9 protein-coding genes are annotated in these 15,148 nt (G+C 56.2%); 5 read left to right on the top strand and 4 right to left on the bottom strand.

Going from position 1 to position 15,148, the window contains the following annotated elements; all coding sequences use genetic code 11:
- Positions 1 to 16: 16 nt before the first annotated feature.
- Complete coding sequence (acs, locus tag FE840_RS04385; protein ID WP_138286893.1) at positions 17 to 1,969, top strand: acetate--CoA ligase; 1,953 nt, start codon at positions 17 to 19, stop codon at positions 1,967 to 1,969.
- Between the two features lie 49 nt (positions 1,970 to 2,018).
- On the opposite strand, the gene FE840_RS04380 is transcribed toward acs, so the two are convergent.
- Complete coding sequence (locus FE840_RS04380; protein ID WP_246318845.1) at positions 2,019 to 2,378, bottom strand: thermonuclease family protein; 360 nt, start codon at positions 2,376 to 2,378, stop codon at positions 2,019 to 2,021.
- Positions 2,379 to 2,515: 137 nt separating this feature from the next.
- A complete protein-coding gene (locus FE840_RS04375) occupies positions 2,516 to 2,722 on the bottom strand; it encodes a DUF1674 domain-containing protein (RefSeq protein WP_171033682.1) in 207 nt (68 codons plus the stop codon).
- Between the two features lie 130 nt (positions 2,723 to 2,852).
- Between FE840_RS04375 and htpX the strand changes: the two genes are divergently transcribed.
- The 4 genes from htpX to purH all read left to right on the top strand — a co-directional run bounded on the left by htpX (position 2,853) and on the right by purH (position 8,803).
- Positions 2,853 to 3,815: a zinc metalloprotease HtpX gene (gene htpX, locus FE840_RS04370; RefSeq protein WP_138286899.1), complete on the top strand. Its 963-nt coding sequence runs from the start codon at positions 2,853 to 2,855 to the stop codon at positions 3,813 to 3,815.
- Positions 3,812 to 5,200: an RsmB/NOP family class I SAM-dependent RNA methyltransferase gene (locus FE840_RS04365; protein ID WP_425502166.1), complete on the top strand. Its 1,389-nt coding sequence runs from the start codon at positions 3,812 to 3,814 to the stop codon at positions 5,198 to 5,200. The genes htpX and FE840_RS04365 overlap by 4 nt, the downstream gene beginning before the upstream one ends.
- A gap of 195 nt (positions 5,201 to 5,395) precedes the next feature.
- Complete coding sequence (locus tag FE840_RS04360) at positions 5,396 to 7,072, top strand: heparinase II/III family protein (RefSeq protein ID WP_138286903.1); 1,677 nt, start codon at positions 5,396 to 5,398, stop codon at positions 7,070 to 7,072.
- 114 nt (positions 7,073 to 7,186) lie between these two features.
- The gene (gene purH / locus FE840_RS04355; protein WP_138286905.1) at positions 7,187 to 8,803 is read left to right on the top strand and encodes a bifunctional phosphoribosylaminoimidazolecarboxamide formyltransferase/IMP cyclohydrolase; all 1,617 of its coding nucleotides are present in this window, start codon (positions 7,187 to 7,189) and stop codon (positions 8,801 to 8,803) included.
- A 56-nt stretch (positions 8,804 to 8,859) separates the two neighbouring features.
- On the opposite strand, the gene FE840_RS04350 is transcribed toward purH, so the two are convergent.
- Both FE840_RS04350 and FE840_RS04345 read right to left on the bottom strand, forming a co-directional pair.
- Positions 8,860 to 10,257: an MFS transporter gene (locus tag FE840_RS04350; protein ID WP_246318844.1), complete on the bottom strand. Its 1,398-nt coding sequence runs from the start codon at positions 10,255 to 10,257 to the stop codon at positions 8,860 to 8,862.
- Positions 10,258 to 10,290: 33 nt separating this feature from the next.
- Entirely contained in the window at positions 10,291 to 15,078 is a 4,788-nt protein-coding gene (locus tag FE840_RS04345) for an NAD-glutamate dehydrogenase (protein WP_138286907.1), read from the bottom strand.
- Positions 15,079 to 15,148: the final 70 nt, after the last annotated feature.

The following is a 15,148-nucleotide window of genomic DNA, read 5'->3' as shown; positions in this document are numbered from 1 at the left end:
ACATGAGGAGGAATTCATGTCAGGCAAAACCTATCCGGTGCTGAAAGCTGCAAAAGCACGGGCTCTGATCGACGACGAAAAATACCTGAAATGGTATGAGGAAAGCGTCGAAGATCCGGAAAAGTTCTGGGGCAAGCACGGCAAGCGCATCGATTGGTTCAAGCCCTATACCAAGGTCAAGAACACGTCCTTCAAGGGGCGGGTACCGATCAAGTGGTTTGAAGACGGCCTGACCAATGTTTCCTACAATTGCATCGATCGTCATCTGAAGACCAATGGTGAGAAAGTCGCCATCATCTGGGAAGGTGACAATCCCTATATCGACAAGAAGGTCACCTACAACGAGCTTTACGACCATGTGTGCCGCATGGCGAACGTGCTGAAAAAGCATGGCGTAAAGAAAGGTGACCGCGTCACGATTTACATGCCGATGATTCCCGAAGCGGCCTATGCCATGCTGGCATGCGCACGTATCGGGGCTGTTCATTCGATCGTCTTCGGCGGCTTCTCGCCAGAGGCGCTGGCGGGTCGTATCGTGGATTGCGAATCCACATTCGTCATTACCTGCGATGAAGGTGTCCGTGGCGGCAAGCCCGTTCCGCTCAAGGAAAACACTGATATCGCAATCGACATTGCCGCCAAGCAATATGTGATGGTGAACAAGGTGCTGGTCGTTCGCCGAACCGGCGGCAAGATCGGCTGGGCGCCGGGTCGCGACATCTGGTATCATCAGGAAGTTCACACCGTTAAGGGTGACTGCCCGCCGGTCAAGATGAAGGCGGAAGATCCGCTTTTCATCCTCTACACCTCAGGCTCAACAGGTAAACCCAAGGGTGTCATGCACACGACCGGAGGCTATCTGGTCTATGCTTCGATGACTCATGAATACGTCTTCGACTATCAGGAAGGTGACATCTACTGGTGCACCGCCGACGTCGGCTGGGTCACGGGTCATTCCTACATCGTCTACGGGCCGCTGGCGAACTGTGCGACCACGCTCATGTTCGAGGGCATTCCCACTTTCCCTGATCAGGGACGCTTTTGGGAAGTTGTCGAGAAGCATAAGGTCAACATCTTCTATACGGCTCCGACCGCCATCCGTTCGTTGATGGGTGCCGGAGACGACTTTGTGAAGCGGTCCGACCGTTCGTCGCTCCGTCTTCTCGGATCCGTCGGTGAACCAATCAACCCGGAAGCCTGGGAATGGTACTTCAACGTGGTTGGTGAGCAGAAATGCCCGATCGTTGATACCTGGTGGCAGACCGAAACCGGCGGCATCATGATCACGCCGCTGCCGGGTGCAACGGCGCTCAAGCCGGGGTCGGCAACCCGTCCCTTCTTCGGGATCAAGGCCGAGCTCGTCGATAATGAGGGTCAGGTTCTCGAAGGGGCGGCAGACGGCAATCTCTGCATTACCGACAGCTGGCCGGGGCAGGCGCGTTCGGTCTATGGCGATCACGACCGCTTCGTGCAGACCTATTTCTCCACCTATAAGGGGAAGTATTTCACCGGCGACGGCTGCCGCCGCGATGAAGACGGTTATTACTGGATCACAGGTCGCGTGGATGACGTCCTGAACGTGTCGGGTCACCGACTGGGAACCGCCGAAGTCGAGTCGGCGCTCGTCTCGCACCATCTGGTGTCCGAAGCTGCAGTCGTAGGCTATCCGCACAACATCAAGGGCCAGGGCATTTACTGCTACGTGACCCTGATGGCCGGCCATGACGGAAACGAGGAACTCCGCAAGGAACTGATCAAGCATGTGCGCACGGAGATCGGACCGATTGCCTCGCCGGACAAGATCCAGTTCGCGCCCGGCCTGCCGAAGACACGTTCCGGCAAGATCATGCGTCGAATTCTTCGCAAGATCGCAGAGGATGATTTTGGTTCGCTCGGCGATACGTCGACGCTCGCAGATCCAGGCGTTGTGGACGATCTCATCGAAAACAGACAAAACCGAAGCGCCTGATCATAAACAACACCAAAAAAGGGCTCTCGAAAGAGGGCCCTTTTTCTGATCAATCATCGCAGGCTCGTCTCGGCTTGGTTCGTCCCCCATAAGGCGCAACATGACCGGTCGCGAGCAGCATTTCCGCTGGCCGTTTTCCATCGGCGGCTGTGAGATCAGCCACGACGCGGCCAAAATACTTGTCGCCAGAGATGCTGGTAAGTGTCACCCTGGTGTCGGCTTCCAACAGTTTGGTAAGCTCGGCGCAGGCCCTCTTGGCTGCGGCTCGTTCGCTTTGACATTTTGACTTCAGTTCTGGCGCATCGATGCCTCGGAGACGCACATAGGTCGTTATCCGGTGATCGGGCCAAGGGTGTGCATCAACCAGAACTGTATCCCCGTCAATCACCCGAATGATTTCAGCGTTCACGGGTCCTTCAATCGCTGTCGAACCTGCCAGACAGGCTGGAGAATGAGCGAGGAAAAAAATCACAGCTAGAGCGCATAAGCGAAACATAATAGGAACATATTCCGCATCGATGTCAAATACAAGCGCGCTGCACCACTTCAGAAGTCAATTGCACGCCCCTTGATCTCCCAGTCACCAAAACGGGCGGGATCAGCGCCACCTCGACCACCGACTTCGGGTGGCAGGTCGAGTGGCTTCTCTCTGGCACGTCGCTCCTCCGCTTCAGCCAGGGCTCGCTGGGCAGCAGGTGACAATTCCTTCCGCTTTTCAACTTCTGCCGTTTCGACTTCACGATCTTCTGACATCGAAAAAGGCCTCATTCTTGCTGCGTCTAGTCGCGTCCATTGAAATTGGAGCATGCACTTTTTAAATCAATATCCGAAATCGGCAACGCTGAGTTTGCCGCGATTGGTTGTTCTCTCGATGGGGCAAGACATGAACCTTATGCGCACTGCAATGCTGCTGGCTTTCATGACGGCACTGTTCATGGGCGTCGGCTTCCTGATCGGAGGGCGTGGCGGGATGATGATCGCCTTGCTGATCGCGGCGGCAATGAACTTCTTTTCCTACTGGAACTCCGACAAGATGGTCCTGAAAGCGTACAGGGCCCAGGAAGTCGATGAGCGGAGTGCGCCGGAATTCTACAACATGGTCAAGGAGCTCGCTCAAAACGCAGCGCTTCCGATGCCAAAGGTCTATGTCTTCGATAATCCACAGCCCAATGCCTTTGCTACGGGCCGCAACCCCGAGAACTCCGCTGTTGCGGCATCTACCGGGCTCTTGCGTCGGCTTTCGCCCGAGGAGGTTGCCGGCGTCATGGCCCATGAGCTTGCGCATATTGAAAATCGAGACACCTTGACAATGACGCTGACGGCCACGCTCGCCGGGGCCATTTCCATGCTTTCCAACTTTGCCTTCCTCTTTTCTGCCGGGCGTGATGATCGCAACAATCCGCTGGGGTTTATTGGTGTCCTCGTCGCCATGATTGTTGCGCCGCTCGCTGCCATGCTCGTTCAAATGGCCATCAGCCGCACACGGGAATATGCAGCAGACCGCCGCGGAGCGGAGATCTGCGGTAATCCCCGCTGGCTCGCCTCCGCGCTGCAGAAAATTGCAGGTGATGCATCTCAGATCGAGAATGTCGCCGCGGAGCGTAATCCCGCCACTGCTCACATGTTCATCATCAATCCGTTGAACGGGCGCCGGATGGATAATCTGTTTTCAACGCATCCCGATACCCGTAACCGTATCGAAGCGCTGATGGGAATGACCGACATTGGCCCGGGGGTATCGACGCCTCGCGAACCGGCTGCTAAGGCAACGCGCAAGACGCGGTCGGTGCCCAATTCGGGATGGGGCCGTGGTGGCTCTGAAACGCCAAAGGGACCGTGGAATTGAATGATAAACCGGCTGCGGCCAAAGCCAGCAAATCGCAAGTTCGACACAAATCCGGTGGTCGTCCGGTAGGCTCGCAAAATCCCCACAAGCCGGGTCTCGACGCACGCTTCGCAGCGTCAAAGCTCTTGGCCGCAGTTGTCGAAAAGCGAACGTCTCTCGACGGAATGCTTGATCAGGACCATGGCAATCCCGCTTTTAAGGCGCTCAATGATGCTGATCGTGCTCTAGTGCGAGCAATTCTGCATAGCGCCCTGCGTTACCTGCCGCGCATAGATGCAATTGTCGATGAATTGCTCGATACGCCGCTTCCAGATGGCGCGAAATCACTGCAGCATCATTTGGTCGTTGGTGCAGCTCAGATTTTGTATCTGGATGTGCCAGACCATTCAGCCGTCGATCTTGCCGTAGAGCAAGCCAACAGAGACCCTCGAAATCGTCGCTTTGCGAAGCTGGTCAATGCGGTATTGCGACGTGTTTCGCGGGAGAAGAACGCCCTGCTGGCGCATTTCGACGGTGTTCCCTGCGTGCCCGAGTGGTTCTTTGATCGCCTCACGCAGGTCTACGGACGGGATCATGCGGAGGCAATTGCCCGCGCACAGCTTGAACCTGTAATGATTGACCTTACTGTCAAGTCAGACCCGGTCGGGTGGGCGGCGCGGCTTGGCGGCAGGGTACTTCCAACGGGCACTGTTAGGCTTGATCCTTTCAAGGGCGCAATACCTGCCCTTGAAGGCTTTGATGAGGGCGAATGGTGGGTGCAGGACGCAGCAGCAGCGATACCTGCGAAGCTTCTTGGTGACATAAGCGGGCTACGTGTCGCCGACCTCTGCTCCGCTCCCGGCGGCAAGACTGCGCAGCTGGTTTTGGCAGGTGCCAGTGTTGTTGCAATTGAGCAATCAGCCGCGAGACTGCGGCGTCTTCAGGCCAATCTTGATCGGTTGAAGATCCATGCCGAATGTCGTCTGGCAAATTTGCTCGATATTGACGACGCGGAGGGTTTCGATGCAATCCTTCTGGATGCCCCCTGTTCTTCGACCGGGACAACGCGGCGTCATCCTGACGTTTTCTGGACAAAAGGCCAGGCCGATATCGAAAAGCTTGCCAGCCTTCAGGAAAAATTGCTGCGACACGCACTGACACTTGTCAAACCCGGCGGACGGATTGTTTTCTCCAATTGCTCAATTGATCCGTCGGAAGGCGAGAGTGTCGTGGCACGCGTACTTGCCGATAATCCTCACATAGCGCGTGTGCCCATCTTGCCCTCAAACTGGCCCGGATTAGAAAAAGCCATCAATTCCTTGGGGGAATTCCGTTCCACATCAGCCATTTTCGACTGGGATGGTGGACTGGATGGGTTTTATGCTGCAGTGATGACTAAAGTTTAACCAAAAATTTAACATGATTGTCCGATTCTGAGCGTTGGGCGCGACTGCTGAACAGTCCGCGCCAAGGCGATAGGATGGTGCGTTCAGCAATAGGTATCTCCGGATTCTCAAGGGCTTGGAGCACGCAGCGAGAGCGGTTGCGATGCTTTTAGCCAGCTCTCCGGCGGGAAGGTTGATCTGGCGTCAGGAAGTAACATGCGTATTGCGGATCGCCGAAGACTTGTGGTCTTAAACCTCGCCGAAGTCTGGCGGCGTGGGCTATTGGCTCTTTCCTATCTGCGGCCCACAACGGTGCGCGGCTTTGGAGTCAACATCCAGCGACTTGTCGTAGCGCCGACCGATCTAAGGGCGGTCGACCCATTCATTGCCGAAGAGATTTGCGCGGGTCGGTTTCCGCTGGCTGGTCAAGTGGTCGAAGCCGGTGAGTCCAGTCCCTTTGTACTTGAGCTTCCATCTCGGCGTTATGCCTTACGGCTCCATGGTTTCAGTTGGCTTCGGCACATCAGGGCTGACAAATCTCCCCTCGCCTGCGCGCGCGCCCGTCGCATCGTCGATGACTGGATTGCGCTGCATGGTAGCCGCATCAATGGTGTCGCCTGGGAACCCGAAGTCATGGCACAACGAATCGTTGCCTGGCTATCGCACTCACCTATCGTTCTGCAGGACGCTGATGCCGGTTTCTACCGACGTTTCCTCGCCAGCTTGAGCCACCAGGCCGGACATTTGATGCGGATTGCACCTTATGTAGCGGATGGGTTGCCGAAACTGCAGGTTCGGATTGCCCTTGCTATGATGGCTATATCGACGGATGCCCCTAAAGCGGTCCGTCGCAGAGCAGATAGGCAATTGAACAAGGAAATCGAGCGTCAGATTCTGGCGGACGGGACGCATGTGTCTCGCAATCCACAAATCATGCTTGAACTGCTGTTTGATCTTTTGCCTCTCAGACAGACTTATATCAATCTCGGTCACGAGGTTCCCTCGAAACTGATCCCGGCGATTGACCGGATCTATCCCGCTGTGCGCTTCTTCAGGCACAGCAGCGGCGACATGGCGCTCTTCAACGGCGCGACATCGGCCCTTGCGACGGACCTGATGTCAGTCCTGCGTTATGATGAGACGGCAGGACAGCCGTTCAAGGCCTTGCCCCATGGCGAGTATCAACGGATGTCAGCCGGAGGCACCGTGCTTCTTGTGGACACGGGATGCCCTGCGCCCGGCTTCCTGTCTCGATCAGTCCATGCGGGTTGTTTGTCATTCGAGTTGTCTTCGGGGCGTAACAGGTTCATCATCAACTGTGGCTCGCCTCGTTATGCTGGCGAAAAATATCAACAAATGGCACGGGTAACCGCCGCCCACTCCACGGTTTGCGTGGGCGATGTGTCGTCTTGTCGCTTTTCAAAGTCGGCCTTCCTCGGTCCGATTGTGGCAGAAGGCGTTTCCCGCGTCACACTCGATCGCCAGACAGGCCCTGATGGAAGTGACAGGTTGATTGCTTCCCACAATGGTTATCTCCACCGCTTCGGTCTCATCCATGAGCGAGAAATCCGCCTGAACGAAGTGGGAAACAAGCTCGCCGGACGAGACCGACTCCTGTCAGCAGACTGCATCCCGGTCGAGACGTTCACATTCAGTGACGTGATTGCCCGTTTTCACGTACATCCGGCAATAGCATTGCAGCGGATAGATGAGCGATCAGTCAGGCTGCTGGCCTCTGATGGTGAAAGCTGGACATTCTCAACCCCTGCCGGCGGTCTGTCGATCCGCGAGGACGTGTTCTTCGCGGATGTTTCTGGAATCAGACAATCACAACAGATTGAGATGGTGTTTGGTGGACCGGAAATCCGCTGGTTTTTGACGCGTCATGCTTGAAGGGCTCGGCTACCCTTATCAAAGGTTTTCTATCGGTCAAACCTGTGCTAGGCGGCGGCATCGCGCCGCTGCCGGATTGTCCGGGCAAGGCGCCAGCCAGTCCGGAGCGTTAAGATGGCCGTTGCATCCAAAAAAATTCCCGCCCCCGATCTTGTCTCTGTGCAGACGGCGCTTTTGTCAGTCTCCGACAAGAGCGGTATCGTCGAGTTTGCAAAGGCGTTGCATGAGATGGGTGTCCGCCTCCTGTCTACCGGCGGAACGCACAAGGTGCTCGCTCAAGCCGGCTTGCCGGTAAAGGATGTTTCCGAAATCACTGGATTTCCTGAAATCATGGATGGGCGCGTCAAGACGCTCCATCCTCTTCTCCATGGCGGTCTGCTTGCCATTCGCGATGACGAAGAGCATGTGACGGCTATGAAGGCCCATGGCATTGAAGCCATCGATCTCGTTGTGATCAATCTCTATCCGTTCGAGGAAGTTCGGGCTGCAGGCGGAGACTATCCGACCACTGTCGAGAATATCGACATTGGTGGCCCCGCCATGATCCGTGCATCAGCAAAAAACCATGCCTATGTTACGGTGGTCACTGATGCCGCCGACTATCAGGAGGTCATTGCCGCCCTGTCCGAGAGCAAAGGCAAGACGCCATATGCGCTGCGCCAAAGACTGGCTGCCAAAGCCTATGCGCGGACGGCCGCTTATGATGCAGCCATATCCAACTGGTTCGCAGAGGCTCTTTCCCTTGACATGCCGCAGCATCGCGTCATTGGCGGCGTGCTGAAGGAGAAGATGCGCTATGGCGAAAACCCGCATCAAAGCGCTGGCTTCTATGTCAATGGCGACCAGCGCCCTGGTGTTGCAACAGCCACCCTGCTCCAAGGTAAGCAGCTTTCGTACAACAATATCAATGATACGGATGCTGCATTCGAACTGGTAGCCGAGTTTCCGCCTGAACAGGGGCCTGCCTGCGCGATCATAAAACACGCCAACCCCTGCGGTGTCGCAACCGGTTCGAGCCTTGTCGAAGCCTACAAGCGCGCGCTCGCCTGCGATTCGGTATCGGCATTCGGAGGTATCATCGCACTCAACCAGGTGCTCGATGCGGATACCGCTACTGAAATCGTGAAGCTTTTCACCGAGGTCATTATCGCACCGTCGGTGACGGAGGAAGCCAAGGCAATCATTGCTGCAAAGCCAAACCTGCGGCTGCTCACAACCGGTGCTCTGCCCGACCCGCGTGCGCCGGGTATCGTCGCAAAGACGGTGTCGGGCGGGCTTCTGGTTCAGTCGCGTGATAACCTGGTGGTTGAAGACCTTGATCTGAAGATCGTGACCAAGCGAGCGCCCACTCCGACCGAATTGGAAGACATGAAATTTGCGTTCAAGATCGCAAAGCACGTGAAGTCGAACGCGGTTATCTATGCGAAGAACGGTCAAACTGCGGGTATCGGTGCCGGACAGATGAGCCGGGTTGACTCGGCTCGGATTGCAGCCATGAAGGCCGAGGACGCAGCCAAGGCGCTTGGTTTGGCAGAGCCGCTGACCAAGGGTTCGGCGGTTGCCTCAGAAGCCTTTTATCCCTTTGCTGACGGTCTGCTAGCCGCAATTGCTGCCGGTGCCACTGCCGTCATCCAGCCGGGCGGGTCAATGCGCGACGAGGAAGTCATTGCTGCTGCCAATGAGCATGATGTTGCCATGGTCTTCACCGGGGTGCGCCATTTCCGCCATTAATACCTGCTGAAGGAAGCCAGCGAAAAGGCGTGCCCGAATGGCGCGCCTTTTCCTATTCATAAGGCGGCGGATTTCTCTTTTGCCGGATAAGGCGTTCCAATGAGCAGCAACAGCCCGCCGCCAAGAAAGACGATCATGCTCGCCATGCCAATCTGCGGAGATGCGGTCCAGGCCGTCAATACCGAGAAAGAGAGCGTGGCGAGAAAACTGGTTGCGCGACCCGACAAGGCGTAGAGGCCGAAGTAGCGTCCCGATTCGTCAATCGACACGCTCCGTGCCAGATAGGAGCGTGAGGATGCCTGAACCGGGCCGAAGGCGAGTCCAATCAACACTCCATAGACGATATAGGCTTTTTCTGCCGGTGTTGCGAAGAGCCCCTCCGTCGTCACGATAGGAAGGCTCATCAGCCCGAACAGCGTGTAGTCGGATCCGGTCGAGACGATACCAAGTGTCGCGGTCAGCAGCAGTAACAGCCCGATGATGATGACCGTCTTCGATCCAAGCGTCAGGTCAATCCGACCCGCAATCAGGCACCCGAAGATGGCGACGATGTTCAAGATGATCCCGTAAATGCCCATTTCCATGGTCGACCAACCGAACATGGCGGCAGCAAAGACACCGCCGAGGATCAGAATGCCATTGACCCCGTCCTGGTAGATCATGCGCGCAATCAGGAAGCGGAAAATCGAGGGACGGGTCTTTACTTCCGCCAGGGTGTTACGGATTTCCCGAAGGCCAGAACTGACGGCCGCGCCCAGAGCCTTGCCCTTGGCTGCATCCGGGGTGAACAAGAACATCGGCAAGATGAAGACAAGGTACCAGAGCGCAGAAATCGGGCCGGTGATACGGGCGTCTTCGCCCTGTTCAGGATCAAGGCCGAATAACGGGTCGATGCCGAGGATGGTCTTGCCCGTCTCCGGACTTCCGGCGACAAACAGAACGATCGAAATCAGCACGAGCATTCCTCCGAGATAACCTAACCCCCAGGCTATGTTGGAGACTCGACCGACATCCTGACTGTTGACCAGCCGGGGCATCATCGAATCGTTGAAGACGATCGAGAACTCAGCCGCGACTGTGGCAAGAATGAAAAGCGTCGCCACCCAGACCACCGGCGCGCCGGGTGCGGCTGTCCAGAGCAGTGACAAGCTGAGGATTTTCACCACCGCAAAGGCGGCGATCCAGGGTTTGCGCGATCCGGATTTGTCTGCGATCGACCCAAGGATCGGAGCAAGCACTGCGATGATGATGCCGGCAATCGTCGCCGTCGTGCTCCAGGCAGTCTGGGCTGCGACGCTATCACTCGTCATTCGGTTAACAAAATAGGGTCCGAAGATGAAGGTCGTCACCACGGTGAAGAAGGGCTGCGCCGCCCAGTCGAACATCATCCAACTGGCTACGCCCTTGTTGATCTGCCCATGCTTCACCGTTTCGCTGCCTATGACGTCGGCCATTCTGGTCCCCTCGACTGGTGTCGAGGGACAGTGTCATCTCGCCCTGTCTTGCGCAAGATCACCCAGGAGTCCTGCAGCAACTGCGGCCTTGGAAACGGTCATATCGCCGCTGTCGATCAAGGCTGCGAGTTCTGCACCAATGCGCTCAATGCGAACCCGATCACCCGTCATCCATACCTGGATTGGTTGCTTGCTGCCCGGATGGTTGGATAGGGCCGCACAAACAATTTCGCGTCGGGCGGCCCCGATACGGTCCAAGCTCCTCGCAAGTGCCAGACTGTCATAGTGATCCGTCGGCTGCAGGCGGCTGCTTGATTCCATGATTCGACCGATCTTGAAGACTTCCGAGGCTGCGAAAAAGCCTTCCATTGCCCGTGACAGGTTGACTTTTGTCCGGGCGGCAATCTGCAACACCTCAGGCAGAAGCAACAGACTTTGCAGCCCTATGATCTCGTTCGCCAGCTCATCTGGCGTTTCCTGCAGGATGAGATCGGCAATCTGCTGATCGTAATGCTGTTTCAGAGCTGGCGGAAGAGAATGCGCGAAGACCTGGTTGGCCGAGCGCGCTGCCGATTTCAGATGCGAGGTTGCCTGCGCTATTGCGCCATCAGCAAGTCCGGTTTCGACCAGTCGGCGGGCCATCGTGACATAGACTTCGCGAACCAGACTGTAGAGCTGGTTTTGTGTCTTGCCGGGTATCTTGTTGTCCAGATTATCGATTTTGTCCCAGAGTGAGACCAGTCCCAATGCATCCCTGGTGATCAGGGCAGCTTTGACAACAGAAGCGGGCTCGGCACCTGTTGCATCGCTGACTGATATAACAAAGCCGGGGCCACCCCGATTTATTGCATGATTGGCCAAAACGGTTGCAACAATCTCCCGTCTTAGACGGTGATTGGAGATATCTGTCGCAAAAACGCGGCGCATGCCCGCTGGGAAATAGGTGGCCAGAATGTTCTCACAATAGGGATCGTCGGGTAGTTCAGACTCCAGCAATTGGTCAAACAAGACGATCTTTGCATAGGAGAGCAGAACGCCGATCTCCGGTCTTGAAAGGCTCTTGCCAGACGCATAACGCTCTGCGACCGCCGCCGTTTCTGGGAGCGTCTCGACCTTGCGGTTCAACCGACCGAGCCCTTCCAGATAATCCATGAGCCGGCTCAATTCCTCACGATTGGCGCTGCCGCGCATCTCTGAAAGCGAAATTGCCAGAGATTGCAGGTAGTTGTTGCGCAAGACCAGTTCTGCGACTTGATCCGTCATCTCCGAAAGCAGCTTGTTGCGTTTTTCGCGCGTCAGCCGGTTATCGGTCATCGCTGATGAGAGCGCGATCTTGATATTGACCTCAAGGTCAGAAGAATTGACGCCGGCAGAGTTGTCGATTGCATCCGAGTTGATGCGTCCGCCCTGCAGAGCATAGGCGATCCGACCCTTCTGGGTCACACCCAGATTGGCCCCTTCACCAATGACCTTCGCGCCGACCTGCGTCGAATCAATTCGAATGGGATCATTGGCGCGGTCGCCCGCCTCCGCGTCAGTCTCGTTGGGGCTTCGGATATAGGTTCCGATACCGCCAAACCACAGAAGATCAACCGGTGCCTTCAGAATGGCGGACATAATGTCGAAGGGCGTTGCGGTTCGTGTTTCAAGACCAATCGCCGCTGCTGCCTCTGGTGTCAGAGTGACCGATTTCTCAGAGCGAGAGATAATCATGCCGCCCTTGGACAAGGTGTTGCGATCATAGTCCTGCCAACTCGAGCGCGGCAGGTTGAACATCCGTTTCCGCTCGGCGAAAGACGTTGCCGTGTCTGGATTGGGATCGATGAAGATGTCGCGGTGATCAAAAGCGGCAATCAGGCGAATCTTCTTTGACAGCAACATGCCGTTGCCGAAGACGTCACCCGACATGTCTCCGACACCGGCCACGGTGAAGGGCGTTGTCTGGATATCGATATCCATTTCTCGGAAGTGGCGTTTGACCGCCTCCCAGGCGCCTCTTGCAGTGATACCCATCTTCTTGTGGTCGTAGCCTGCCGAACCACCGGAAGCGAAGGCATCGTCGAGCCAGAAACCTTCCGCCTGGGCGAGACCATTGGCCGTATCGGAGAAAGTTGCCGTACCCTTGTCGGCGGCGACTACAAAATAGGGATCATCGACATCGTACCGGACGGTTTGCTCAGGTGCCACGATGTCATTCGAGACAATATTGTCCGTGATCGAAAGGAGCGTCCGGATGTAGGTCTTGTAAGCCTCTTTGCCGGCTGCAAACCAGACATCACGGTTGGTCGGGGGTGGCAATTGCTTGGGTAGGAAGCCACCCTTGGCGCCCACTGGAACAATGACCGCGTTCTTGACCTGTTGGGCTTTTACAAGGCCCAAGACCTCGGTCCGATAATCCTGCGCTCGGTCGGACCAGCGTAGCCCTCCTCGGGCAACTTTGCCAAAGCGCAGATGCACGCCCTCGACTTCCACACCGTAGACGAAGATTTCCCGGAAAGGCCGAGGTTCCGGCAGGCCTTCCAGTTGGAGCGGGTCAAATTTGAAAGCGAGCATGGGGTGGGGGCTTTCTATGGCCTCCCTCTGGAAATAATTGGTTCGAAGCGTTCCTTCGATCGTGTTGATGTAGCGCCGCAGAATGCGGTCTTCATCAAGGCTCGGGACGGTTGCCAGTTGCTGCTCGAGCGCCTCCTTGATTTCTAATGTCCTGCGCGCTCTCACTTTCTCGCCGAGATCTGGATCGAAGCGGTGGTGAAACAGGGAAAATAGGTCACGCGCAATAGCGGCGTGTTTGCTCAATGTTTCAGCAATGTAGCTGGGTGAATAGACGAAGCCAGCTTGCCGCAGATAGGCGGCATAGGCTCGAAGAACCGAGACTTCCCTAGCCTTCAGACCTGAAGTCAGGATCAACCTGTTAAAGGAGTCGTTATCGAAACGGCCTGTGAAGGTGGACAGGAAGCCTTCTTCGAGGAGTTGTCCGTGCTTGGTGAGATCGAAATCCTGCGGAGTCTTGATCTCCAGTTCCATATCATGAAGGACGATCAGCTTTTCGATTCCCGAGCCAAGGCGGGTATCAATGTCGAAGGTGCGTTCGCTGATGACACCAAAGCCTAGATTCTCAAGGAGAGGCACACGTCTCGATAGTGGGAGATGATGGTCGGCCTGGAATATCTTGAGGAAAAGGGTGTTTCCCTTTTCTGTCTCGACCTGACGGAAAGCGATAGACAGGGGTTGTCCTTCGAGGCAGGCCTTGATGTGACGCAGGTCAGCAACGGCTTCTTCAGGTGTAAACGCTTCCTGAAATGCCTGACTTACATCCAGTTCGGGCGCGCCTGGACCCGCGAGCGAGGTGTAACGATCTGTCCAGCGGGCCGTAATCTCGCGAACGGCTTCCTCCAGTTTAGCCTGTGCGATCCGCGGTGTTTTGCCGCCTGCTCGCCCGATAATGATGTGAACACGGGCAACGCCGCCTTCCGGAAAGGCTGGATAATAGGCCGAGACGTGACCGTCATAGACCGTCTTGAAAAAGATTCCGATCTTTTCACGCACATGAGAATTGTAGTCTTCGCGCGGCACATAGACGATCAGTGAAACGAAACGGTCGAATTGATCGATGCGTGGCAGAACCCGGACGCGGGGACGCTCCGACAGGTCGTTGATCTGCTCGCAAAAGCGGGCTAGCAGTTCGATGTCGATCTGGAATAGATCGTCGCGCGGATAGCCTTCGAGTGTATTCTGCAGCATACGGCCCGAATGACTCTTGGGATCGAAATCGAAGTGATCGATCACTTTTGCCACTTTGGCCCGCAACAGCGGGATCTGGCTCACCGAACGTGTATAGGCGGTGGAGGTGAAGAGACCGACGATCCGCAGTTCACCGATCACCTTGCCGTTCTCGTCGAAGCGCTTGATCCCGACATAGTCCATGTAGGCGCGGCGATGCACCACCGATTTGACGTTGGCCTTGGTGACGATCAGGAAATCCGGCCCTTGGAGAAATGCCAGGATCTCCGGCGTTGTCGTGACCTGGTTCTTCCCCTGGCGGAGCACCAGGACATCTGGATCGGAGAGTATTCCCAGGCCACTGCCCTTGCCACGCTCCACAGTAGCCGCGGCGCCTTCGCCGGAATAGACGTATTCCCGCATACCGAGGAAGGTGAAATTGTCGTTCCGGAGCCATTGCAGAAATGCCAGGGCTTCGTCCTTGTCGCTCCCGCGCCTTTGAGTGGGCGCATTGGCCAATTGTGCAACCGCCGAATCCAGCAGTGAAAGCATTGGCTTCCAGTCACTGGCAGCCATCTCCACTTGTCGCAGCACGAACTGAAGCCGGGTCACCAGAGCGTCACATTGTTCTTCTGTCAGCGGGGCCAGATGGAGCTGTATATAGCTAACCTTGGCATGACCGGCCCTTTCAGTTTCAGGCGTGGCGTGGCCGATCACTTTTCCCTCGCTCAGCGCCAGGATCGGATGTACGGCCATATAGATGTCGCGATAGGCGCTCGTGACCTCGCCCATGACGGAGTCATAAAGGAAAGGCTTGTTCTCATCGACAATGGAGAGAACGCTGACGGCCGTATCATCCGGCGTGACGCCAGCAATGGTTTCCACTCGCACTCGGGGGAAGGGCTGACCTGATTCTTGAAGATCCTCCGTGGCCCTCAGCGTCGCATGGGCCAGCATTTCCGGCGTGTAACGCTCAAGATCATCATTGCTTGCCCGTCCAAAGATGATACCAGCATCAATCACTGAGCTTTTCAAAGCTGATCCGATGCGCCTGGCCTCCTCTACCTGCTGTTCGCGTTTCGATTTGCGGGTTCCGGCCATTTGCGTGATCCTCCAGCCTGATCTGATCGGCATCACATCTATGAGAAAATGTTTTGCCAAAATGTGTATT

This window comes from Peteryoungia desertarenae (assembly GCF_005860795.2).
Lineage (GTDB): Bacteria > Pseudomonadota > Alphaproteobacteria > Rhizobiales > Rhizobiaceae > Allorhizobium > Allorhizobium desertarenae.
This window is presented reverse-complemented; position numbering and strand designations above follow the sequence as displayed.

Coding starts and splice junctions, on each gene's coding strand:
- acs (WP_138286893.1), top strand. CDS start 17: ATGTCAGGCAAAACCTATCCGGTGCTGAAAGCTGCAAAAGCACGGGCT.
- FE840_RS04375 (WP_171033682.1), bottom strand. CDS start 2,722: ATGTCAGAAGATCGTGAAGTCGAAACGGCAGAAGTTGAAAAGCGGAAG.
- htpX (WP_138286899.1), top strand. CDS start 2,853: ATGAACCTTATGCGCACTGCAATGCTGCTGGCTTTCATGACGGCACTG.
- FE840_RS04360 (WP_138286903.1), top strand. CDS start 5,396: ATGCGTATTGCGGATCGCCGAAGACTTGTGGTCTTAAACCTCGCCGAA.
- purH (WP_138286905.1), top strand. CDS start 7,187: ATGGCCGTTGCATCCAAAAAAATTCCCGCCCCCGATCTTGTCTCTGTG.
- FE840_RS04350 (WP_246318844.1), bottom strand. CDS start 10,257: ATGGCCGACGTCATAGGCAGCGAAACGGTGAAGCATGGGCAGATCAAC.
- FE840_RS04345 (WP_138286907.1), bottom strand. CDS start 15,078: ATGGCCGGAACCCGCAAATCGAAACGCGAACAGCAGGTAGAGGAGGCC.